This window comes from Rickettsiella endosymbiont of Rhagonycha lignosa (genome assembly GCF_964031165.1).
Lineage (GTDB): Bacteria > Pseudomonadota > Gammaproteobacteria > Diplorickettsiales > Diplorickettsiaceae > Aquirickettsiella.
The window spans coordinates 1,146,027-1,169,444 of sequence record NZ_OZ035011.1; the positions used below are offsets into that span (position 1 = coordinate 1,146,027).

Below are 23,418 nucleotides of genomic sequence, written 5' to 3' on the forward strand. Positions count from 1 at the left end.
GCTTTTAATAAAATAATTTTCAGTTTGGGTTCATGTTATTTAAAAAAAGGGTTTTTTTAAATTTTTAAGGGAAAAATGTTATGTCTATTCGTTTAAATCAATCACATGTGCTTGGCCTACCGCGAATTGGTGCTAATCGAGAAATGAAAAAAGCAGTTGAAAGCTATTGGCGCAAAGAATTATCACTCGCAGAATTACAACAGATAGGACAGCGCATTGAAGACACCAATTGGCAAATGCAAGCCGATGCTGGTCTGGACTTTATTACTGTGGGTGATTTTTCTTGGTATGACCACGTATTAGATCACAGCGCTCTATTAGGCGTAATTCCAGAACGTTTTAAAATTGAAAATAAAAAAATTGATCTCAATACAATATTTTGTATGGCACGTGGCCAAGCTCCGGATGTACAGGAAACGACTGCCTGTGAAATGACAAAATGGTTTAATACCAATTACCACTATATTGTTCCTGAATTTAATTTAAAACAAAATTTTCAATTAAGCACAGATTATTTATTTAGCGCTATCGATCGCGCACTCGCTAAAGGTTACCGAGTAAAACCGGTTTTACTCGGTCCCTTAAGTTATCTTTGGCTAGGAAAAGCTAAGCAAGCTGAATTCGATAAACTAAGTTTATTAGAAAATTTATTACCCGTTTATAATCAAATTTTTGCAGAATTTAACGCTAGAAAGATTGAATGGGTCCAAATTGATGAGCCTATTTTAGTATTAGATTTACCTCCAGCTTGGCAACAAGCCTATCTCAAAAGTTACCCACAATTAAATTTTAAAAATATAAACTGTTTATTAGCCACTTATTTTGGCGCCATCAGCGATAAATTATCGATTATCAAACAGTTACCGATTGATGGCTTACATATCGATTGTTGCGCTGCCCCTGAACAATTAGCGAGTTGTCTAGCGCATTTCCCCAAAGATAAAATTATTTCTTTAGGTTTTATAAATGGTCGAAATATTTGGCGTGCCGATTTAAATAAACTATTAACGACACTACGTCCTATCAGCGAAGTGTATGGTGATAAATTATGGCTTAGCAGTAGTTGTTCATTACTTCACACTCCGGTCGATTTAGATAACGAAACTAAATTAGATCCAGAAATAAAAACTTGGCTAGCTTTCGCTAAACAAAAATTAACAGAAATTTCGTTATTATCGCGCGCCTTGAATTCTAATGAATCAACAATTAAGAATTTATTAGATGAAAATCAAATCGCTTTGCAAACACGTAAAACTTCACCACGTATCCATAATAACGTAGTGCAAAATCGTATTCAATCAATCACCAATGATTTTGCCAAACGCAATACCGATTATATTTCACGCGCCAAACAACAAAAATCATCTTTACAATTGCCGTTATTACCCACCACCACTATCGGTTCTTTCCCACAAACCGCTGATATCAGAAAAATTCGTCAAGAATATAAATCCGGAAAAATTACACACGAGATCTATCAACAAAAAATAAAACAACATATCGCCGATGTAATAGCCCAACAAGAAGCGCTAGATTTAGATGTCTTAGTCCACGGTGAAGCCGAACGTAATGATATGGTTGAGTATTTTGGCGAACTGTTAAATGGGTTTGCTTTTACTAAAAACGGATGGGTACAAAGTTATGGATCACGGTGTGTCAAACCACCCATTATTTTTGGAGACGTTAGCCGCCCCGAGGCAATGACCGTTGAATGGTCTGCATATAGCCAAAGCTTAAGCAAACGTCCTGTCAAAGGCATGTTAACCGGTCCTGTGACGATATTAGCATGGTCTTTTGTCCGTGATGATCAAGCGCATCAAGTCACTGCCTTACAAATTGCTTTAGCATTGCGTGATGAAGTGCTTGATCTAGAAAAAGCCGGCATTAATATTATTCAAATTGATGAACCTGCTTTTCGCGAAACCTTGCCCTTACGTCGAGATGATTGGCAGAAATATTTAGATTGGGCGGTGTTTTCATTCCGCATTGCTTCCTGTGGCGTCAAAGATAGCACACAGATTCATACGCACATGTGCTATTCCGAGTTTAATGATGTGATAGCAGCCATTGCCGCACTCGATGCGGATGTCATCACACTGGAAAGTTCACGTTCAAAAATGGAACTATTACAAGCATTTGAAAATTTTTCCTATCCGAATGAAATCGGGCCGGGTATCTATGACATCCATTCACCGCGTATACCTTCACAAGAGGAAATGATCGAACAACTCCAACACGCATTACGTTATATTCCAATTGAGCGTCTATGGGTAAATCCAGATTGTGGCTTAAAAACCCGGAATTGGCCTGAAGTCAGCGCAGCATTACGCAACATGGTAAGCGCTGCCAAATTACTCCGCGAAGATACCTCTCTTCTTGCCCAACCCTTAGCTAGGAAGGATTCCTCACATGTCATTTTTTCGAAAATTTAATTTTAGTTTTGAAATTTTTCCTCCTAAAACAAAAAAAGCTGCCGATGATCTGGATCAGGCACGACAGGAGTTATGTCAACTAAAACCCAAATATTTTTCTGTGACTTTTGGTGCGGGTGGATCTTTACAACAAAAATCATTGGAGGTAGTGCGACAATTCGTCGCACATGGGATTGCAGCAACTCCCCATATTTCCTGTGTGAATATGACAAGTCAACGCTTACAAGAGCTACTTAATGAGTATAAAAAATTAGGTATTAAACAATTATTGGTGATTCAAGGTGATTTACCTAGCGATGCTACACCGATAGAAATTGAATTTAATTATGCGACTGAATTAATTGCTGCCATCCGCAAAATGACGGGTAATTATTTTCACATTATTGTTGCCGCCTATCCTGAATTTCATCCACGCGCGATTAGTCCGGCGATGGACATTGAAAATTTTAAACGGAAAATTGAAGCCGGTGCTAATAGCGCCATTACCCAATTCTTTTTTAATAGTGATGCTTATTTTCGTTTTATAGAAGCCTGCGATAAATCTTCTATTCGTATTCCGATCATTCCCGGCATTACACCGATTATGAATTATCAAAAACTCATGCAATTTTCGACTGCTTGCGGCGCGGAAATTCCTTTATGGTTACATAAACATCTTAAAACTTACAGCGATGACCCCATTTCCTTACAAGAAATTGGTATTGAATTTGTCAGCAAACTTTGCCGTAGTTTATTGCAAAACGGTGTCAAAGAGTTTCATTTTTATACTCTAAATCGCGCCGAACCGACGCAGAGTATTATTCAAAATCTCATTTAAATTCTTGTTAATTAAAAACATTAAGCTATTATTTACCTCATCTCATGTAATAATAAATAATTTTCCTATGCAAAAAGTAGAGATTAAACTTGACAAAATTGTAAACTCACTCCCTCTTGATACTTTCGCCAATAACCAAGCATTATTTAATGACTATATAAAACTAAAAGAGCTATTAAATTCTCCTGTTTCGCCAGAACTTCTTGCAGATGTTATTAGACAATTAAAAGCTAATCTATTTTATCAGGAATTTAAGCTGAATGCTGATTCTTTGTTTTTAAAAACCCTTATCAATAAAGTAACTGACTTTAGAATAATTGAAGGATTGTTAAAAATTTCAGACATACATTTTTCCCAGCAAGAAGAAAAGTTTTTAAATCAACGTATTGATACTCTTTCTTCACTCTTTTTTCTAAAAGAAGAATTACTCGAATTACAAAAAGACGAAAATGAAAACGATCAAAAGGATCCTGATCTAGAAGGAAATTTTTTTGAGGTTTATTTGCAGGATCTCAAAAAATTAAAAACAATCCTTTCATCTGCATCGACTTCTTTAAGTAATATCGAATGGTTTTTTGAATCTGACCTTTTTGAATTCATGTTAGGTGTCGCTGATTCCTCGGATGGAGAGCCGGTTGATATATATGAAGCTTTGTTAGAAAACACAGAAATTAAAACCGAAAAAGAATTTAGAGATCATAAAAAATTATTAGGACGAATTAAAAATGATAAATTTGAGTATCAAGAATTTTATAGAGTCTTAAGAAATTCCCCGGCTATTTCAAAAGCTATTGCGTTCCAAATCAATCTTTCCGAAAAGTTTTCGACCTTAAAAATGCTTTCACCCATCGCGAGAAAAGCATTTGTTAATAATTTAATAAAACATGATGGCGACTTAAACTTAATTAAGTTTAAACGTTAATGTTTTATTTACCCAATAATTTGTTGATAGGTTTATTTTTTGAAGCTTAAGCTTCAAAAAAGCTAGGATCAATTTTTAAAGGTCTACCTAAGAGAAATTTTATCAAATGCAAATAATTAAAAACTCTGCTAAACAACCCATGCCTTTTTATTGTGATATATTGCTAGATACTGAACTGCTAAAAAAGTGTGATAGAACCCTTGTAGAGAAAGCCCTACAATTAATTAAAAACTTAGTTGAAATCGATCCAGAAAAAGCCAAAATGATACACAATGCGCTTATAGATTATGTAAATAGCCATAATAAAACACTATTTCGGCAAACTATGGATATTGTTAAGCTGTTATTTTTATCTTTATTAGGGTCTCTTGTAGTGAGCATGGCAATCATGTGTTTCTCACTCGCTCTATTGTTTTTTCTCTCGTCTGTCGTTACAGGAGCGTTCATACTGACAGCTGCATGTATAGGAATCGCAATGGCAGGACTTCCCCTACTTGGTATTGGCGTATACACACTGAAAGCAGCAATAACACTAGCCGAAAAAATTCTTTACCCAAACGCCTTAAAAGAAATTATGGCTGAATTAACTCCTTACTATGAAGAAGCTAAAAAGGAATTAGACCTTAACCAAGATAAAAAGATTGTTTTAGAAGGCAACTCTGTAGAAAATAAACCTCAACCTATTTCTTCTGTTTTTTTTAAATCCTCATCAAATAGAGATAATGCCAATAATGAAGAAAATACAGCTATCCATCTCAATAACATGATTTTAGCCACTCAGCTAAGAAAATAGCTCCCTGATGTTTTAATGGCTATTTGATTCTGATTTTTATCGATTTTTTAAGCATGCGTTTATGAAAAGATCTTATGCAGTGGTTTTTTAATATTTTAAAAAACTAAGAAAAAAAGCTGTTCAAATTATTAAATTATTTATCGAGATAAAAAAATAAACTGGAAAATTATTTTTTATCCTAAATAAATAAAAATATCCTGGTTGATCTGGTCAAGTTAAAAAATATCAATTAAACTAGATAATAAAAAAATAGGAAACAATAATAACAGGAGTGAATTATGCTTTTTCCATCTACATTAAAAAAATTTTCTGAAAATGGTTTTTTTGAATTAAAAAACTCAGAATTTTCTTCTGGAAATATTCGGGATCTTGAAAAAAATATCGAACAACTCCAACAAAAGCCATTTAGTATTCCCCTTCGCATTCGCTTAAAAGATATTCAAATGATTCCAGATAGCTCCCGAAGAAAACATGGTTCGGGACCAGTCATTCAACATGTTCCTCGTCGATGGGCGGATAGTTACGGTGATCTCGCTATTAGTCAAATGGGATCGCTGCAAGGTTTTAATACTCCCGTGAGTTTCGGGGATATAAATGAAGTAGTTTGGCACCCATTAGAATTGGAAACTCCACTTGAGTCATTAAAAAAAGACTTACTTTCTCTATTGACTCAATCCTGGAGTTCAATCGAACTGGATCAGTTGTTTTTCTGCCCTTATCATCAGCTAGATGCATTGGCTACGCAGGAGTTTTATAATGAATTATTGAAATCATTAACTAAAAATTCTGCTTTGCAAGAATTATCGATAAGCCCTTTCTCGCTGTCTAAGCAAATAGAGGTTATCCAGTTTTTAGCCAATACGACATTAGAACTGTTACATCTGGAGATTACCGAAGCGGATCCGTCCGCTTGGCAACAACTTTGTCGAATCTTGGAACATCACCCTACACTTAAAGCATTGAATTTAGGTAATAGTGTTCTTGATACTTCTGCTTACACGGCTTTGGCTAATCTATTAGATAAGAATTATCAAATAGACATAATCCTAGCAGAACCCACGGATGTGAAATTACTGAATGTCTATCAAGCTTTAAAAAAAAGTTTATCTAAACCAGGCTTAGAACGATTCAAAGAAAAATATTTATCGCAAGATAAATTACTGCAAATTGCTATGGTAGCTTTAGAGTCACTGAAAGAATTGAATTCCAATCCACAGCAAACCTTACAGCAAGCAAAACTAGAACAACAATTTGCTTTCTTATTAAGAAGTCAAGCCTCCTTGGCTATTACCGATGGAAATTATACCGACCTCCTACATCCTATTTATCAGGATCATCGCTATCTGATTAACGAAAAATCTCCTGCGCTTGTACAATTGCATGTAGATACCTTACCGTCTAATACGAGCAAAACTATCGGCTGTATTTTGCTGGAAAAGGCATTGGAAGCGAACAATCAAAAAGCCATACAAACCTTATTAAATGCAAACGCTAATTTACTTGAATTCCCTCCTCATGAAGAAGAACCTTTTTTAGTTAAACTGCTGCAAACTCAAGGTGCTATTAAAACACTAGTCCTGGAACGTATTCGTCGCGATTCACAATTAGAGGAGTCTGACCTGTTTCAATTACAGCTTGCAGATGGAAGCAAGACCGTCGGTTATGTTTTATTAAAAAAATCCTTAGAAACTCAAAATCTCTCTGCATTGCAGAATTTACTAAACGCTAAGGCCGATTTGTTTGAAACTCCAGAGGATGAACAAGAACCCTTTTTAGTGAAAGTGTTTCAAAGTCCGGGAGAATTAAAAAAATTCGTGGTTGATTATATTCGCCGAGATTCACGATTAATCGCACTGACGTCCGAACGTTTAAAGAATTATTCCGGCTTACTCCAAGTTTTTACGCACTTAAAAGATCATTTAGACAAGTATAGTTTGCATTTGGTGAAAAAGGATAATCCTTCGCTGTTAATGTCGATTGCTTATGAAGCACTCGCTACCTGGAATAAGATGTTAGGCCTACAAAATCCATCCGAAGCAAGAGATAAGGAATGTGCACAAATCTATAAAGACTTAGATGCAAGCCTGAAAGTAATTAATCAGAATCCTTTAGGTGTCACTTATGCGGCACTTTCTGAAGTTCAGATGATTATGCATAAAATGAAAAAAAAGTCTGTCAATGCCTTAAGAGGCATTTTTAATGTCTCTTCTTTACATGATAAAGCCATAAAATTAGTGGATGAATTTGATAGCCAGTTAGAAGCCAACAAGGCTCAGATTTTTACGCAACAAAACGAAATGCTCAAAAATCAAGCAGAGGAAATCAAGCAACTAAGTGAAAATCGTGCAAAAGAACAAAACCAAGCTCAAGAAAAACATGCCGCGACAGAAGCAAAATTAGCAGCGACAGAAATAAAACTCGATAAGGCTCAAGAAAAACTAGTTACAGTACAAACAGAACTAGCCGAGACGAAAGCAAAACAAGCAGCGGCCGAAACACAATATGCAGAGATCAAGAAAACACTTGAGATATTATTAAAACGAACCAGTAAAAATGCTGTTTCAGAAGAAGAAGCCGTCGATCCAACAACAAAAACTAATGTGCAGTTTTTTCGCCGTTAATGTAAAGGTTTTTAAGGAGGATGCTTGTGATGTTTATCGAAGACATGGGCCAACAACTTGCCTATAAACCCTTTGCATGGATGTCCTGGTGGTGGGGAATAAAATGGGGAGGTTTCATTGAGATCTCGCCGCAACTTAGTAAAGAAAATCCTTTATGGCAGCGTGAGAAAGCTGATCTAGAAAACTTAACGCTGTTTAAACAAACGCCGGATGAATTACAACAACAAATTGCCGCTTATTGGAAAAGGCCTTTTTGGCGACGTTGCTTATTACGTTTATTTACGGATATTACCAATCGGATAATGATTTGGTCTTATTATCAACGTTGCCTTGCTTTTCAGCGCATTCATCAAGAGAATCCATTACTCGAACAACGCTTGCGGCTGTATGAACCCGAACAACGACTGGTGGACTTGTTCATAAAAAAATTAAGTCGGGATCATTCGATCTTAGAACATCGTCTCGAAGCCTATGCAGGAAATACTCAATGGATGGAAAAAAATCTTGATGCCCTACTGACTCAACATGAAAAAAAAAGGCAACGGATTTTTTTAAACCTATTGGACCGCTATTTAAAGGAATTACCTGAAGACTGTGATCGCGAGTCCATACAAAAAAAATTAGAAGATGAATATTCAGAACTTGGCAAAATACTCAGAAATTATTTTCAACATTGGTGCCAACCCTATCAGCCCATACAAGAGAACGCCTGTCGAGCATTGGTGTATGTAGGTCCTGCTGTGGTTGAAAAAACAAGCCGTTGCTCTTTGGGTGCTGATTTAAATTCTTCATTGAGTTCAATCAATGAATGGTTAGCGCTCAAACAATATGCCTTAAAGCAGATGTCAAAAGAAAACCCACCTGACTATGCAGCCATCCAAGCATTTTTACAGCAGTGCTTACACAGTCTAGAAGCATTAATTGAACCACTCCTGTCTGACTACGAAAGATTGGTCTATGAAGCAAAACATCAACGCGTTGATTATAGAGAAATGTTAAAGCGCTCCGAGCATTTACAAGGTCGATTTACCTATTTCTTCCGGCATAGTAGTTTATTATTCCATCCAGATAGATCCGATGGAGGTGAAAATCTCGGTCGAATAAAAACAAATTTGTTTCAAGAATTTCAACAATTGGTTCAAGCTTCATTCGAGAGATTGGATCACGGCTTAGTCATATTAAAGCAATGCATTCCGCCCTCAGAATTAGCGCTGGCTAAGCTAAGAGAGAAGCTTGAACAAGACCTCATCATATTCACAGAAGAGCTTGATCAAAGGTTTCAGCAGATACAAACACAACATGCAGAAATAAAGATAAGACAAGCTAGGATGGAAGCAGAAAATGTAGAGATTAAAAAGACTCTGGAGATACTGTTAAAACGAACGAATACTCATATCGATTCAGAAGAAGAAACCGTCGATCCAACAACAAAAACTAATGTGCAGTTTTTTCGCCGTTAATGTAAAGGTTTTTAAGGAGGATGCTTGTGATGTTTATCAAAAACATGGGCCAACAACTTGCCTATAAACCCTTTGCATGGATGTCCTGGTGGTGGTGGGAAATAAAATGGGGAGGTTTCATTGAGATCTCGCCGCAACTTAGTAAAGAAAATCCTTTATGGCAGCGTGAGAAAGCTGATCTAGAAAACTTAACGCTGTTTAAGTAAAGCCTGATATCAAAAAAATTAATTTTACTATTTAGGATACTTTTCAGAATTGTTTTATTATCTTGCATTTCTTGAACCCAATTGTCGCTAAAGTCTATTAGTTTGTGCATTGGATCCCTTTACACGAAATAATCTTCAATCTGTTTGCAATGGGGTCATTTTGAAATCGTCAAGTTGCTGATAGAAAACAAAGCTAATATTAATATTGCTACAGCAAATGGTTACACCCGGTTGCATTCACCTATGATGCGAAAGCATTATGAAATAGCTGCGCTACTTATAAAAAATGGCGCGGATGTTCATGCGGCTACTGCAAATAATAGCACGCCATTACATTTTGCAGAACTTCCGAAAGCGGAAGCCAGTAGGAATTTATTATCAATAAAATTGATTTAATTTAATAATTCTTCAATATTATTTTGATAATATAAACTAGTGTTTATTATTTGATATTAAATTTATCCTCATATGAGACATGTTATGACTAAAACATTAAACGATCGGTTATTTGACGCAATTAATGAAAATGACATAAAGGAAGTTTCTAAGTGCTTAAAAGAAGGCGCTGTCGTTTATGCAACCGATAGTAAAGGACGGAGGCCTCTGCATCTGGCTTATAAATCTGTTGCGATAGCAAAACTACTTATTGAGCATAGAGCTGATCCTAATGCAACCGACAATGAAGGATTAACCCCACTCCATAATGCTTGTTTTTATAGGGGTATTGAAATCTCAAAGTTACTTATTGAGAAAGGAGCTAATATTAATGTAGCTGATAACAAAGGATTAACACCACTGCATAAAGCTTGCTCAAGGGGCCGGACTGACGTAGCAAAGCTATTTATTGAAAATGGAGCTAAAGTTAATGCTACTGACAAAGGATTAATTCATACTCCTCTACATAAAGCTTGTTTAGCTGAATATACGGATATAGTTAAGTTACTTATTGAAAATGGAGCTAATGTTAATGCAACCGACCATAGATCACCTCTCTATATAGCTTCGTCATTTAAGCGTGATGAAATAGTAAAGCTACTCATAAGCGCTATATTATTGGAAAATCTTGGAAAAAAAGAAAAACCTGAATATATAAAACAACACCAAGATTTCTCAGCTTACTGGGATGAAGAGGTTAAAAAAATAAAAATCAGTTTTTTACAAAGTAAATTGGATAGTAAAACTTTGGCAGAAGATATTGTATATAAAATCTCCTTATTGGAAAAAGATACTTTACTTTCTTTATCCTGTCATCAGTTCTTCAAATTACTATACTTAGAAAAAACAAATGAGCTTTCTAAAAAAGCGGATAAATCGGTGAATACTGCGCCTTCTTCTTCGCCTAATTAAAGAAGTTATATTACGCTGACAGCAACTTAATCTTTAGGAAGCCTTATCGTTGTTTATTTTATTGACTAAAACCACTCTTAGGCTTGGTAGGAAGAATTTTTGTAACATAAGGATCTATCGCTTAAGCTAAAGTATGAGTTTAGCTTCAGTTTTTTTTGTTTTTATTTATTTTTCTAAGGTGCCCTACAAGTGTGATGGGAGAGTGGTAAGATTAGCTAAGTGTATGATTTTACTGGTGGGCCGTGATGGAATCGAACCATCGACCAATAGATTAAAAGTCTACTGCTCTACCAACTGAGCTAACGGCCCCATGAAAACGGAAGCCGAGATTGTAGACAATTTGCTAGTGAATAGCAATCCTAATACACATTTTTTTTCGATGACTCTAGCCATTGCAGCAAATAATTCTATCAATTTAATCTTCAAATAAACTTTGTTTAACTAGTCACCTAAAGAATCCCTGAAATTCCTCCGAATAAACCAAACAAAGAAGTCACTAATAAAATAATTCCAACCAATACTGCATAAACAGGTTTTAAACGAAAGTCTTTCGGTAGTGTGCGTAATGCTAAAAGATATAAAAATCCCAATACTATCGGCAATAATAAAGCGTTCATTACTTCGACACCGACACTTAGACTCACTAAATTTACACTCCCAGAAGCCACTAATATTCCGCCTAACACTAAAATTAAAGTATAAACTCCATAAAACCAGGGTGCTTCTTTAGGATGATGTTCTAAGGAGCGGCGATAACCCATCACTTCACCTAAACCCCAAGCGGCTGTTAAAGAAACCACAATACTAGCAATTAATGCAGCACCGGTCATACCCAAAGCAAATAAAACCCGACCTGTTGTAAATCCTAGGCTGGGTGTAATAGCCTCACTAATTTGTTGCACCGTATTCAGAGGTACTTGTGGATTTATTTTGCCTATAGTAGCGGCGGTCGCTATCAATAACGCAGCCATAATTAATTGTGTAATGATTGCCCCTATCGCGGTATCCCAACGTGCAATCCGCAAGTGACTCACATTTAGACCTTTATCCAATACCGCCGACTGCTGATAGAAAATCATCCACGGCATAATCACTGCGCCAATATTTCCGGCCAGCAAATATAAGTAAGATTTATTTTGCCAGGGAATGGCCGTAAAACCAGAAAGTATTTCATGCGCTACCGGTCTTGCATCCCAAGCAACCCATAAAAAAACTAATTCGAATAATCCTAATAAAATGGCAATCCGCTCAACCGAACGATAAGAGCCTGTCCATGCGACGATGGTCAAGAAAGCCACCACTAAGGACAAGGTTTCCCAGGCTGGGATATTAAATAGCGCCCCAACCCCCGCCAAACCACTAAACTCGCTAAGTATGGCCCCAATACAAGATACTACTAAGGTTGAAACTGACAACCAGGCCCAGGTTTTGCCAAAATAATATTTAATTAATTCCCCATGCCCCATACCCGTTGCGATACCTAAACGCACAGTTAATTCCTGAGCAATATACAGGATAGGCATCAAAATAAACTGTAATGCCAATAATCGATATCCCCAAACTGCACCGCTCTGCGCGGCAGTAATTAAACTGCCCGCATCCGTATCGGCTAACATGACGACTAAACCCGGGCCGATTATACTTAACCAAAATAACGGTTTTTTTAAAATACGGCGCCCATGCAAAATTTTCGATATAGACATACTTTCTTTTCAGCCATTTTTATAATTATTCTGGCTAGAAGTGTATCAATTATAATAGGGGACTTCAATAGTAATGATAATCATTATCAATTAGAAATTGGCTATCTAGCTTATATAATACCTAGGCAATATAGGCAATAAAAGATAGTAAAGCTTTTAAAAGCTTGTTTAGCGAGCTATTTTTTTAGTCGCACTGCCCAATAGAAACTCGCTGCTAAACCCAATAAACTTAAAAAACTAAGCATCGTAGCAAACGCTTGCCAATTCATGGGCAAAATTGCAAATAAACGAGAATTACCCGTAATTGATAAAGGTATGGCAAGTAACACATCCATCAACGCTGCGCCTGCTACTAAACCACAACTGAGCAAAACGGCATCGTGTTGTTGAAAATCTATTTGCGACGCTTTCCCTTTTTTTTGCAAATACAATTTAACGCCATAAGCAAACAAACTTCCGATAAATAAGGGAGTAGAAGAACTTAAAGGTAAATAAATTCCCATCCCTACACCTAGCAAGGAAATATTAATTTTACCGAGTTTATTTATAGCGATTAATACCAGCATGATAATTCCACCCACTGCTAAGCTATTCCAAGGCAGATCATGATTAAATACTCCTTGTGTTAATCCTGCCATCATGGCGGCAGGTGGAGCAGATAAAGTTTGCTGTGGATCCATACCGGTGTGCGGTAATACTGTTGTTAACCCATACACGCTAAAAAGTAATTGCATCACATAAGGAATAACTAAAGCAGCAATGACAACGCCAAGTATTAGCATAATCTGTTGCTGACTAGGTGTCGCTCCAATTAAATGCCCTACTTTCAAATCTTGAATATTATCATTCGCAATACAGGCGGTACCGGCAACCACTGCACCGATAATGATCGTCATAGCCGCAGCATTTAATAATTGTGAACTTAACAATTCATGGCCTTTAAAAAACAACAGGCCGCGTAAAATTAATGCCATAAATAATAAACCTGAAATGACTATGGCAGAACCCGGACTCGCTGTTACACCTACTAAACCCGAAAAATAACCACATAGTGCAGCAAACACAAACCCTATAAGTAACACATACACTACTGCACCGATTATAAATAATTGTGGAAATGCAAACATTAAGCTATGAATTGGCAATAAATAATCGAATAAAAAATAGATACTCAGAATAACTATACCTAAACCGGCGATTAAATAATTTAAAGGTATATCTTGCTCGCTGGGTGAAATCTGTTTTAATGGTTGAAACAGACCTTGTAGTGAAATACGCAAGCTTAAATAAAAAGGATGTAATAAATTTAATAAAGTCCATAAGCCAGCGGCTAACATTGCACCTAAACCAATATAATGAATGTCGATGGCGTAAACTGTTAAACTTTTTGCAACAATCAACGTTTTACCTACCGGTGCAAAATAGCTTAATAAAGGTAAACTAATACACCAAGCAATAACTGCCCCTAACAACAAACTAAGACCCACATTCCAACCAATTAAATAACCTACACCAATTAATGCCGGTGCAAACCCTAAACCAAAACCGATGATGTTAGATTTCCCGAATACCATCCATTTTTCAGTGGATACGGCAATAACTTTTAAACCTGTCTGCGCGAACTCCAAACCTGCACCCAAACCAGTACCCATTAACATTTTATTAATATGAAATGTTTGTTTTTGACTTAACTTTAAAACTTCAGATATCGCACGCGCTTCTGGAAAATAGAGTTGCGGCGTGTTGATTAAAATTTTACGGAGTGGAATCGAAAACAAAATACCTAATAAACCTCCTAATAAAGCAATCGCACAATTTGCAAAATAAGGAAAATAATGCCAATAACCGATGATGACTAAAGCTGGAATAGTAAATACAATGCCTCCAGCAACCGCTTCACCGGCAGATGCCGCAGTCTGAATCAGATTCGCTTCAAAAATAGTTCCGTTACGAAATAAACGCAGTATGGCCATCGCCAATATAGCAGCAGGTATGGATGCTGAAGGTAAAATTCCAACTTTTAAGGCGAGATAAGTACTCGATGCTGCCAATAATATCGATAAAAAAATTCCTAAGACAATGACTCTTAAGGTAATACCGGAAGACTGTTTACTATCGTCTTGCATAGACATTCAATTTAAATGAAATCTTCTTGAATATAATTTTTTAATGCTTCTGGTATGCGTATTTTTCCTTGTTTAGTTTGATAATTTTCCATTAATGCCACTAAGGTCCGTCCCACAGCCAAACCAGAACCATTAATCGTATGTATCAATTCAATTTTAGCGTTTTCTGGATTACGCCAACGTGCGGCTAAACGACGCGCCTGAAAAGATTCAAAATTACTGCACGACGAAATTTCACGATAAGTATTTTGGCTAGGCAACCACACTTCTAAATCGTAGGTTTTTGCTGAACTAAAACCCAAATCACCCGTACACAAAGCAACGACACGGTAAGGTAATTCTAATTTTTGCAATATAGACTCTGCGTCCTGTGTTAACTCTTCTAAGGCTTGATAGGAATTTTTAGGGTCGACAAAACGGATTAGCTCAACTTTTTCAAATTGATGCTGACGGATCATACCGCGTGTATCTTTACCATAAGAACCAGCTTCGCTACGAAAACAAGGCGTATAAGCCACATACTTTTTAGGTAAATCCGATGCAGCGTAAATAGTATCTCGGGCAATATTAGTAACGGACACTTCTGCTGTCGGTATTAAATAAAAACCTTGCTCGCCTTTTAAGCTAAATAAATCTTCTGCAAAACCAGGTAATTGACCCGTACCCATCAAGCTTTCAGTATTGGCAATATAAGGCACATAAACTTCTTGATAAGCATGTTCTTTAGTATGCACATCTAACATAAATTGAATTAGCGCGCGTTGTAATCTTGCCAAACGACCATACAAAACCACAAAACGCGATCCCGCAATTTTTGTTGCACTTGCAAAATCCATTAAGCCATTTGCTTCGCCTAATGCGACATGATCTTTTACAGCAAAAGCAAAGTTAGGTACTTTTCCCCAATGACGTAATGTCTTATTTTGCGATTCATCTTGTCCTATCGGAACGCTTGCATGAGGCAAGTTTGGAATAGTCAAATAAATAGCCGACAACTCAGCGAGTATATCTTTGAGTTGACTCTCACAAGTTTCGCGTTGTTTTTTTAAACCTGCGACTTCTTCTAATAAGCCAGTAATTGAATCCCCTTTTGATTTGGCAAGGCCTACGGCTTTTGCGCTGCGATTACTAGTATTCTGCAAAGTTTCAGTTTCAGATTGCAGTTCTTTACGTCGGGTTTCTAAACGCGATATTAAGCGGGTATCCAATTGGTAACCACGATTTGCTAATTGCTTGGAGATTTCTTCAATTTGAATATCGTTACGTAAATACTTGGGATCTAACATATAATGGCCTAGATTGCTCTTTTTTAAAACGGTAAACTACAAGTAATTATGACGGTAAATATCATCGATGGCAAAGCGATTGCTCAACAAATACGTTTAGAACTTAAACGTCGACTGGAAGAACGGCGCAAAAAAGACCTAATTACTCCTGGCTTGGCTGTGATTTTAGTCGGTGAAGATGTCGCTTCGCAAATCTATGTACGTAATAAACGCGATGCTTGTCGAGATGTTGGCATAAACTCCTTTGCCTTTGATTTACCCAAGTCTATTACTGAGAATAAATTATTCACATTGATTCGAAAATTGAATGTCGACCCCAAGGTACACGGTATATTGATCCAACTACCCCTTCCGCCATCGATTAATACTGCACATATTATAGAAAGTATCGATCCAAAAAAAGATGTTGATGGTTTTCATCCCATCAATTTGGGCCTATTAGCTCAAGGTCGGCCTTTTTTACGCCCTTGCACACCTTATGGCGTGATGCGTTTATTAGCCTATGAAAAAATTTCTTTAAAGGGATTGAATGCCGTCATTGTTGGAACCTCAAACATCGTTGGCAAGCCTATGGCTTTAGAACTTTTAAATGCGGGTTGTACCATCACTTTGTGTCATAGTGCCACGCGTGATTTACAACATCACATCCAACAAGCTGATATCTTAGTGAGTGCCATAGGTAAAGCTGACGTTATTCAAAGCACTTGGATCAAACCCAATGCAGTAGTGATTGATATCGGCATTACGCGCGCGCCCAGTGGAAAACTGCACGGTGATATCGAATTTTCCACGGCTAAAGAAATTGCTGCTTATATTACACCCGTTCCCGGCGGCGTCGGTCCCATGACCGTCGCCATGTTATTAGAAAATACTTTATTTGCTGCAGAAAATGCTAGCTAATTTCTCAAATTGGTTATGGGATAAAGTTTAATCTTCAAATAAGAAACGAGTTTTGATCATTAAAAAAATTCGGCGGCTCCTTTTTTTAGATATTTTACCGAAGTAAATCCTGCTGCTAACAATATTTTTATCGCTGCCAGACTTCTCTGACCCGAAAGACAATATAAAATGATAGTATGACTACGCGTTAATTCATTTAAGCGACGGGGTAATTCTTCTAAGGGTATTAATTGACCACCGATATTTTTTTCCTTATGTTCTGCTACAGAACGAACATCAACCAAGCAAGTATCATTTTTTTGTAATAAATGAATCAATTCTTGGATAGAGAGGGCATAATTGTTTAATGATAATTTTTCAGCGCAGACAATTGCAGGAGTCGGCTCATTCACAAACTCGCCATAAACACATAATTGGCAATCAGGATTCTTGCGCAAATGAATCTCTTTAAAGGACATTGCGAATAGATCGACCCTCAGTAAACGTTTTACTAAGCCAACCCCCCTGTTTACTATCCATTTAATTATTTCTACCGCTTGCAGAATCCCCAGCAAGCCGGGTAACACACCTATTACTCCATCCGTTGCACAATTACCGTTAGTATCCGAAGGGGCAGATGGAAATAAGCAACGCAAACAAGGATTTTCTTGGTTGGCATGAAATACTGAACAATAACCTTGAAATTGTCCTGCACTCGCATACACATAAGGTTTGTTAAACTTAAAACACGTATCATGAATTAAATAACGCGTAGCAAAATTATCTGAACCATCAGCAATTATATCGTATTGACTAATGAGCTTATCAGCATTGTCGTGAGTGAGTTTTTCTGTATAGCAATTCACTTCAATACATGGATTAAGCGCTAAAAGTTGCTCTTTAGCAGAAATTGCTTTTGCTTGACCCAAATCTTGAAAGCGATAAAGTATTTGTCTGTGTAAATTAGTTAAATCCACCCTATCATGGTCAGCTATTCCTAGTTGTCCCACACCCGCTGCTGCCAAATAAAGTAGTAACGGTGAGCCCAATCCACCGAGACCTATACATAATACTCGAGCCCCTTTAAGTTTTTTTTGTCCCTCCAGCCCAATTTCAGGTAATTTAATTTGTTGGGCATAACGCATTATTTCATCTGCTGAAAGAAAAGTAGACATTATCTTGGTTGGTTTATTTGTCGTAAAAATTCTTCAATTGCCATACTAGGATCACGCGCTTGTGTAATCGCTGAAATAACTGAAATCCCTTCCACTTTGGACTTTACAATATCCGGTAAACGTTCAAGATTAATCCCACCAATCGCAACCAATGGATAAGAAAGTGTTCTTCGCCAACATTTTAATTGCTCAATGCCTTGCGGTGAAAATACCATTTCTTTACTGTTGGTAAAATATATCGGTCCACAAGCAATGTAGGATGGATTATTGGCATGCGCGCGTGCCATTTCATAATAACAATGGGTACTCACGCCGAGATATAATCCAGAACGATAAATCGCGTTGATATCCGCGTCATGTAAATCTTCTTGACCCAAATGCACACCTGCTGCCTGCAAACGAATAGCCAGTTGCCAATAATCATTAACAAATAACCTGGCTTGATATTGCTTTGTGAGAAGTACACTCCGCTTAATTTCTTGTTCTAAAAATAATTCGTTCGCTTCTTTAATACGTAATTGAATACATTTTACACCTTGCCTTAATAATCTTTCTACCCAGTGACTGCTATCAACAATAGGATATAAACCTGTGATACACGGCTTAAAAATAGGGGGTAATTTCAATAAAGGTTTTGCACAAACAAAAGGAAGATCGATTTGTTCTTCTGGCCATCCATTATGAAAAAACTTTAGCGTTTGATTTTCTGTATAAGCATTACGTAATCCACGTTGTACATACATTTTTGCAATAACCATCGCATCCTTCAGCGAGTAGTTACGCACTAAACAGGAGGCAATAGCCGTAGCAAAAATAACTTTGGTCACAATAGTTTGTTTTGGTAATCGTGGCGTAGCCATCCAAAACGATTCTTCTTGATTACTCCAATAATCTTGAGAAAAGAAATCTTTTTTTAATTGACTTGCTTTGATTAATACACTTTTAGCGCCCCACTGTAACAAGCGCTGCCCAGCTTGTTGTATGTCTTGATAAGTATTCAGCGTTACATCTAATATTTTCTCCACTTCCAGCAAATTACAGATAAGGAGATCGCTAAAGGGAAGTAACTTTATAAAATCTGCGCGGTTAGATTCAGTGTATTTTGTTATTGTCTCGATTATCGTTGCGGATTGAACATTAAAATTTTTCAGTGTTTCTAAATCAATGCTTGCGCTGTTCCCTTCCGGGTCTGAATAATCAATGATTAATAGCTTTGCTGATTTCATACTTTATTTTCTTGCTGCCAAAATGGTGTATCAATTAATGACGTACTGGGATGAGCAACATTTCTTTCTGGCATTATTCCTGCCCTATACGCCTCATGCCCCGCTATAATGGCATGACGAAATGCTTGCGCCATAGCATTAGGCTGCTGTGCAAGCGCAACTGCGGTATTGAGTAACACGCCATCAAACCCTAATTCCATTACTTTCACTGCATCAGAAGGTTTTCCAATACCTGCATCAACAATCAATGTAGTATTTGGTAATCGGCAACGTAATGTTTCTAAGCCATAGGGATTTAACACGCCTCTGCCGGATCCAATCGGCGCCGCCCAAGGCATTAAAATTTTACATCCCACATCGACAAGTTTTTGACAGATCACTAAATCATCGGTGCAATAAGGAAAAACTTCAAAACCTTGTTCAATTAAAATTTTTGCCGCTTTAATTGATTCGATGGGATCCGCTTGTAAATTATATTCATCGCCGATAACTTCTAATTTTATCCAGGAAGTATTAAATAATTCTCGACTTATCTCAGCCGTTTTAATGGCCATATTAGCGTTTCTACATCCTGCGGTATTCGGTAAAAGAAAACAATTTAGTTTTTTTATAGCTTGCCAAAAATCTTCTCCACCCAAGTTACATGCTGTTTGACGTTGAATAGATAAGGTAATGATCTGTGCGCCCGAAGTCTGAATTGCCGCTGTCATCATCGCCAATGAAGGATAGTGTGCAGTACCTAATAGTAATCTACTTTCTAGAATTTTTCCCGCTAGATTCCACATACTTATCCTCCTTGCATAGGTATCAAAACATCCACACAATCATTGGCTTTTAAGAAAGTAGTGTTAAAATCCCTACGTGCCACTAAGGTATTATTGACGGTCACAGCCACATAATCTTTAAGTTGCTCATTATGCATTAAAAAATCATACAAACTTGATTCAGTTTCAATACTAAGGCTTTTGTTATTAAGAAAAACATTTATCATAAGTTTTCCAAAGTTCTGGATATTGAAGATCCTGTTGATTTATTCCACACAAAATTTCTTCCACTAATGCGGGTGCGATTAAATAACCATGACGATATAGTCCATTCACGGCTATTAACCCTTCTTCGTGATTTATGCAAGGTAAATGCGATGCTAAAGTCGGTCGACAATGCGTTCTCGTTTCAATAATTCGTGCTTCAGCAAAACCAGGATGTAAATAATAAGCCGCTGTCATTAATTCCAAACTCGTACGAACTGAGATGGGACTATAATCTTCAGCTTCAATTTCGCTAGCTCCGATAATATAAATATTTCTGGGCCTTGGAATAATATATAAACTATAACGCGGATGTAAAAAACGAATCGGACGCTGTAATTGCACATTAGGTGCATATAAGTGGATTAATTCGCCTCGCACCGCACGTAAATCGTTAAAAATTGTGCGCGCACCCATCCCTCGACAATCGAAAACATAATCAAATTCATAGGTTTTTTTCTGAGTAATTATTCTTCTAGATACCAATGATGTAAGGTGTGTGTTGCAACGAAATGAAATACCTTGCGCCTGCAAATATTTTTTTAGACTATGCATAACAGACTGACAATCTATTTGTGCTTCATCAGGAAAATAATAGGCTGTTTCAAACTTATCGAGTTCAGGTTCAAGTTGCATCAAGCTTTCTTTGGATAAATGCTGAAAATAATCCTTTGCTGGCAATTTACTACTGATCCGCCGAGAAAAATGCTGCCATTCTGCTTTATCATGAGGATGATGAACCGCAATACAGCCAGCTTGCTGAAAATAAATAGGTTCTGCTAATTGTTTGAGAATAGTAGTCCAATAGGATGTAAGCGATTCTTGACCTAAGCGAGAAATCACCGGATCGGCTTTATCACATTCAGAAAATGGCGTTAATAAACCCGCCGCAGTAGAACTACAATTATTATCTCCTTGTTGTTCATCAAATAAGCTGACTTGCCAGCCGACATTATGTAAGGCTAGTGCTAGCAACCGACCCATGATGCCCATTCCTACAATGCCCGCTTGCATCATCATTCGCTGGCCAAACAATCCGCAACGGCCGGTATTTCCGAGTAGGGAACTTTAGGTAAAAATTGATTGGTATAACAGTCCGTGATTGCAAAATGTTTATCGACAATATTTAAATGTTTAGTATAACGGCCAACTTTATCCCAATCTCGTTCAACGTTGAATAAATTACGCGAAAAAAACGGTAAGCTATGCATAAAAATCTTGTGATAAAGCGGCGTACGTAATTGTGGTTTTGCTTGACATAAACATTCATAGGCTTCTTCAGGTTGTTCGGTAGTTAATGTCGCGCCACGTTGCGTTGCTTTAAGAAAAGATTGAACTAATTCAGTTTTTTGTAAGGTTTGCTCCGGAACAATGAATTGTACCGAACAAAAACAGCAACAACCTAAACCAGCAAGTTGATCGATACGCAAAAACACGGTTTCACCGCGTAGATGTTCTAATTCGATTTTTTGGAAATTAACGAAACCAATACCAGCATCAATAATGTTACGACAGATCGCATCAGTGACATTCATTCCTATGCGAACGGTTTCATAGCTATTTGGATCAATACCCGCAAGTCCTGCTAGATTATCAATAATCTTCTTACCAAACTCGCCGATATAACCTACGCGTTTGCTAACGATGTCATGAAATTGCCGAATTCCACTTGATTTTAAGGCAATTAAGCCAGTGGGAGGCTCATCGAGTAGCGTACCAATCGAGGTGACTGGGTAACCTTTCGCTCTAGCGGCGACAGTATGGATCATCGCTTTTACACCAAAATCAACGCTACCCAAACCGACTAATTCGGTTACATCACTGGGATCGTTGGGTTCGAGTATTGCTAATTTAATATCTTCTTGTGCATAAAACCCTAATTGCTGCGCGACAATAATCGGCGCATGGTAAGGATTGGTATACCAGTTGAGTAACAAGCTGACGCGAGATTTTAATACTGACATTGCCATAACCTCTCTTAATAAATAAAAATGGAGATGGCAAAGAAAAACATCCCACCTAGAAATAGGGGATGAATTTTTTGAAGGCGATCCTTACGCTGATATGAATCAGTTCAAGTTCGACGGGTCATAATCTCAGCCGTTTCCGACACCCCGCGCCATCTAACAAGTCAATTCTATATTAAATTTAATGGCTTGTCTTGCAATTATTATCTCCTGAAGCTCTTTCGATTGGCGTCGCTATGTGCTTCTGAAGTTTCTAATCTGCTTATTAACTCCTTTTTCAAACATCCAACTTGTAATATCAATCTAGTTTCGCTTTCAGAACAAGTGCGCATTTCACTTTCACGGTTACGTAATTCTTGTTGATCCGAGGGAAGCTCGCGTTGCAAGTTGGCCAAATTTGCACTTTCAGTTGCCGTTAAATTGGATCGATAGGTAAGATCAGATATTTTATTTTCTTTTCTTGTTACTGCACGTTGTTGATTAGCACGACGTGTGGTCAGCATTTTTAAATCTCGACTACAATTCGAGAGCTCAGTTTGTTTGTTTTGCAATTTCCTGCTGAAGTTGATCAATGGTTGGCATATTTTTTATTTTTCCAAATATAAAAAAATTAGAAAACGCAGTATAAATAAAGGATTTTTTTTTGCAATAAAATTATTGATAATAATAATTTTAACAAAAAAAATAATAAAAATTATTCAATTTGCATTTCGCTAGCATTAAAATCAAAGTATAACTACCTCGTCTCTACATTATTAAAATTACGCAAAAGCATCTTTTTTAAATTAATCCAGGCTTGGTAGCACACACTGCACTTGGAAATTTTATTAAATCGATGGTATTTATAAAGAAAAAATGACGAAGTTGCCCCCATTTAGGCTTTTCGTCAATTTTTTTCATCCCTGCTGTCTGCAGTAATTTAATAGAGGGGGGATTATCTGGACGTGCAGTTGCATAAATACCCGTAAAACTTTCGCCTAAAATTTTATAATTTTCTTTTAATAGGGGTGCATATTCTTGCACAACCAACGGTATGGTTTCCTTCCCATACTTTTGTCCCCAGAATTTCTTATCTAAAGCATAAGCTAAGTGAGCAACACCAGGCCACTTGCTCTCATCTAATAAAACATGTCCAATAAATTCATCGGTATCGTTTTTTAAAATCGCTAATGAACTAAAGGGGTTATCATTATTCCATTTTGCAACCCATTGTTTATGTTGTTCGCCAATTTTATCTTCACTCCAAGGATTTCCATCCATTACTTTAAGCATATTTTCTGAGTCCATAAATAGCTTTTTATAATTACAAAGATGGTTGGGGATAGTAGACTCCATCACTAATCTTTCAGTTTTTATACTTACATTTAATCGATTAGTTTCTGAATTTTTTTCAAAAAAAATATCTGGCATATAACCTCCATGTCAGTAAA

The 23,418-nt window shown here is 37.0% G+C and carries 21 protein-coding genes, 1 tRNA gene and 1 riboswitch; of the genes, 10 read left to right on the forward strand and 12 right to left on the reverse strand.

Annotated features, from left to right (window positions below; genetic code table 11):
- Window positions 1-80: 80 nt before the first annotated feature.
- From metE to AAHI99_RS05115, 9 genes are all read left to right on the forward strand, one after another.
- The gene (gene metE / locus AAHI99_RS05075) at window positions 81-2,432 is read left to right on the forward strand and encodes a 5-methyltetrahydropteroyltriglutamate--homocysteine S-methyltransferase (protein ID WP_342227219.1); all 2,352 of its coding nucleotides are present in this window, start codon (window positions 81-83) and stop codon (window positions 2,430-2,432) included.
- Complete coding sequence (metF, locus tag AAHI99_RS05080; RefSeq protein WP_342227220.1) at window positions 2,410-3,249, forward strand: methylenetetrahydrofolate reductase [NAD(P)H]; 840 nt, start codon at window positions 2,410-2,412, stop codon at window positions 3,247-3,249. The genes metE and metF overlap by 23 nt, the downstream gene beginning before the upstream one ends.
- Before the next feature lie 67 nt (window positions 3,250-3,316).
- Window positions 3,317-4,171, forward strand: a complete 855-nt coding sequence (locus AAHI99_RS05085; RefSeq protein ID WP_342227221.1) for a hypothetical protein — start codon at window positions 3,317-3,319, stop codon at window positions 4,169-4,171.
- Between the two features lie 106 nt (window positions 4,172-4,277).
- Complete coding sequence (locus AAHI99_RS05090; RefSeq protein ID WP_342227222.1) at window positions 4,278-4,964, forward strand: hypothetical protein; 687 nt, start codon at window positions 4,278-4,280, stop codon at window positions 4,962-4,964.
- A gap of 278 nt (window positions 4,965-5,242) precedes the next feature.
- Window positions 5,243-7,585, forward strand: a complete 2,343-nt coding sequence (locus tag AAHI99_RS05095) for a hypothetical protein (protein WP_342227223.1) — start codon at window positions 5,243-5,245, stop codon at window positions 7,583-7,585.
- A 26-nt stretch (window positions 7,586-7,611) separates the two neighbouring features.
- The gene (locus AAHI99_RS05100; protein ID WP_342227224.1) at window positions 7,612-9,045 is read left to right on the forward strand and encodes a hypothetical protein; all 1,434 of its coding nucleotides are present in this window, start codon (window positions 7,612-7,614) and stop codon (window positions 9,043-9,045) included.
- Between the two features lie 29 nt (window positions 9,046-9,074).
- The gene (locus AAHI99_RS05105; protein ID WP_342227225.1) at window positions 9,075-9,251 is read left to right on the forward strand and encodes a hypothetical protein; all 177 of its coding nucleotides are present in this window, start codon (window positions 9,075-9,077) and stop codon (window positions 9,249-9,251) included.
- A gap of 174 nt (window positions 9,252-9,425) precedes the next feature.
- Window positions 9,426-9,647, forward strand: a complete 222-nt coding sequence (locus AAHI99_RS05110; RefSeq protein ID WP_342228357.1) for an ankyrin repeat domain-containing protein — start codon at window positions 9,426-9,428, stop codon at window positions 9,645-9,647.
- Window positions 9,648-9,731: 84 nt separating this feature from the next.
- On the forward strand, window positions 9,732-10,598 hold the full coding sequence (locus AAHI99_RS05115; RefSeq protein WP_342227226.1) for an ankyrin repeat domain-containing protein: 867 nt from the start codon (window positions 9,732-9,734) through the stop codon (window positions 10,596-10,598).
- 233 nt (window positions 10,599-10,831) lie between these two features.
- Here the strand turns inward: AAHI99_RS05115 and AAHI99_RS05120 are convergent.
- The 4 genes from AAHI99_RS05120 to serS all read right to left on the reverse strand — a co-directional run bounded on the left by AAHI99_RS05120 (window position 10,832) and on the right by serS (window position 15,713).
- Window positions 10,832-10,907, reverse strand: a tRNA-Lys gene (locus tag AAHI99_RS05120).
- A 140-nt stretch (window positions 10,908-11,047) separates the two neighbouring features.
- Window positions 11,048-12,301, reverse strand: a complete 1,254-nt coding sequence (locus tag AAHI99_RS05125; RefSeq protein WP_342227227.1) for an NRAMP family divalent metal transporter — start codon at window positions 12,299-12,301, stop codon at window positions 11,048-11,050.
- A 176-nt stretch (window positions 12,302-12,477) separates the two neighbouring features.
- Window positions 12,478-14,427, reverse strand: a complete 1,950-nt coding sequence (locus AAHI99_RS05130) for an OPT family oligopeptide transporter (RefSeq protein ID WP_342227228.1) — start codon at window positions 14,425-14,427, stop codon at window positions 12,478-12,480.
- Between the two features lie 11 nt (window positions 14,428-14,438).
- Complete coding sequence (serS, locus tag AAHI99_RS05135) at window positions 14,439-15,713, reverse strand: serine--tRNA ligase (protein ID WP_342227229.1); 1,275 nt, start codon at window positions 15,711-15,713, stop codon at window positions 14,439-14,441.
- Between the two features lie 48 nt (window positions 15,714-15,761).
- Here serS and folD point away from each other — a divergent pair, with 48 nt between their 5' ends.
- Window positions 15,762-16,613 carry a bifunctional methylenetetrahydrofolate dehydrogenase/methenyltetrahydrofolate cyclohydrolase FolD gene (folD, locus tag AAHI99_RS05140; RefSeq protein ID WP_342227230.1) on the forward strand — a complete coding sequence of 284 codons (852 nt, stop codon included), beginning with the start codon at window positions 15,762-15,764 and terminating at the stop codon, window positions 16,611-16,613.
- A 59-nt stretch (window positions 16,614-16,672) separates the two neighbouring features.
- On the opposite strand, the gene AAHI99_RS05145 is transcribed toward folD, so the two are convergent.
- The 8 genes from AAHI99_RS05145 to AAHI99_RS05180 all read right to left on the reverse strand — a co-directional run bounded on the left by AAHI99_RS05145 (window position 16,673) and on the right by AAHI99_RS05180 (window position 23,398).
- On the reverse strand, window positions 16,673-17,767 hold the full coding sequence (locus AAHI99_RS05145; protein WP_342227231.1) for a HesA/MoeB/ThiF family protein: 1,095 nt from the start codon (window positions 17,765-17,767) through the stop codon (window positions 16,673-16,675).
- Window positions 17,767-18,993 (reverse strand): thiamine phosphate synthase, encoded by a 1,227-nt coding sequence (gene thiE / locus AAHI99_RS05150; protein WP_342227232.1) that lies wholly within the window; start codon window positions 18,991-18,993, stop codon window positions 17,767-17,769. Before thiE ends, AAHI99_RS05145 begins: the two co-directional genes overlap by 1 nt.
- A complete protein-coding gene (locus AAHI99_RS05155) occupies window positions 18,990-19,778 on the reverse strand; it encodes a thiazole synthase (RefSeq protein WP_342227233.1) in 789 nt (262 codons plus the stop codon). Before AAHI99_RS05155 ends, thiE begins: the two co-directional genes overlap by 4 nt.
- Before the next feature lie 2 nt (window positions 19,779-19,780).
- Complete coding sequence (gene thiS, locus AAHI99_RS05160; protein ID WP_342227234.1) at window positions 19,781-19,984, reverse strand: sulfur carrier protein ThiS; 204 nt, start codon at window positions 19,982-19,984, stop codon at window positions 19,781-19,783.
- Window positions 19,965-21,035 (reverse strand): FAD-dependent oxidoreductase, encoded by a 1,071-nt coding sequence (locus AAHI99_RS05165; protein ID WP_342228358.1) that lies wholly within the window; start codon window positions 21,033-21,035, stop codon window positions 19,965-19,967. The genes thiS and AAHI99_RS05165 overlap by 20 nt, the downstream gene beginning before the upstream one ends.
- Before the next feature lie 2 nt (window positions 21,036-21,037).
- Window positions 21,038-21,985: an ABC transporter substrate-binding protein gene (locus AAHI99_RS05170; protein ID WP_342227235.1), complete on the reverse strand. Its 948-nt coding sequence runs from the start codon at window positions 21,983-21,985 to the stop codon at window positions 21,038-21,040.
- 69 nt (window positions 21,986-22,054) lie between these two features.
- A riboswitch (TPP riboswitch) is annotated at window positions 22,055-22,148 on the reverse strand.
- Window positions 22,149-22,191: 43 nt separating this feature from the next.
- The gene (locus AAHI99_RS05175; protein ID WP_342227236.1) at window positions 22,192-22,539 is read right to left on the reverse strand and encodes a hypothetical protein; all 348 of its coding nucleotides are present in this window, start codon (window positions 22,537-22,539) and stop codon (window positions 22,192-22,194) included.
- 229 nt (window positions 22,540-22,768) lie between these two features.
- Window positions 22,769-23,398, reverse strand: a complete 630-nt coding sequence (locus AAHI99_RS05180) for a GNAT family N-acetyltransferase (protein WP_342227237.1) — start codon at window positions 23,396-23,398, stop codon at window positions 22,769-22,771.
- Window positions 23,399-23,418: the final 20 nt, after the last annotated feature.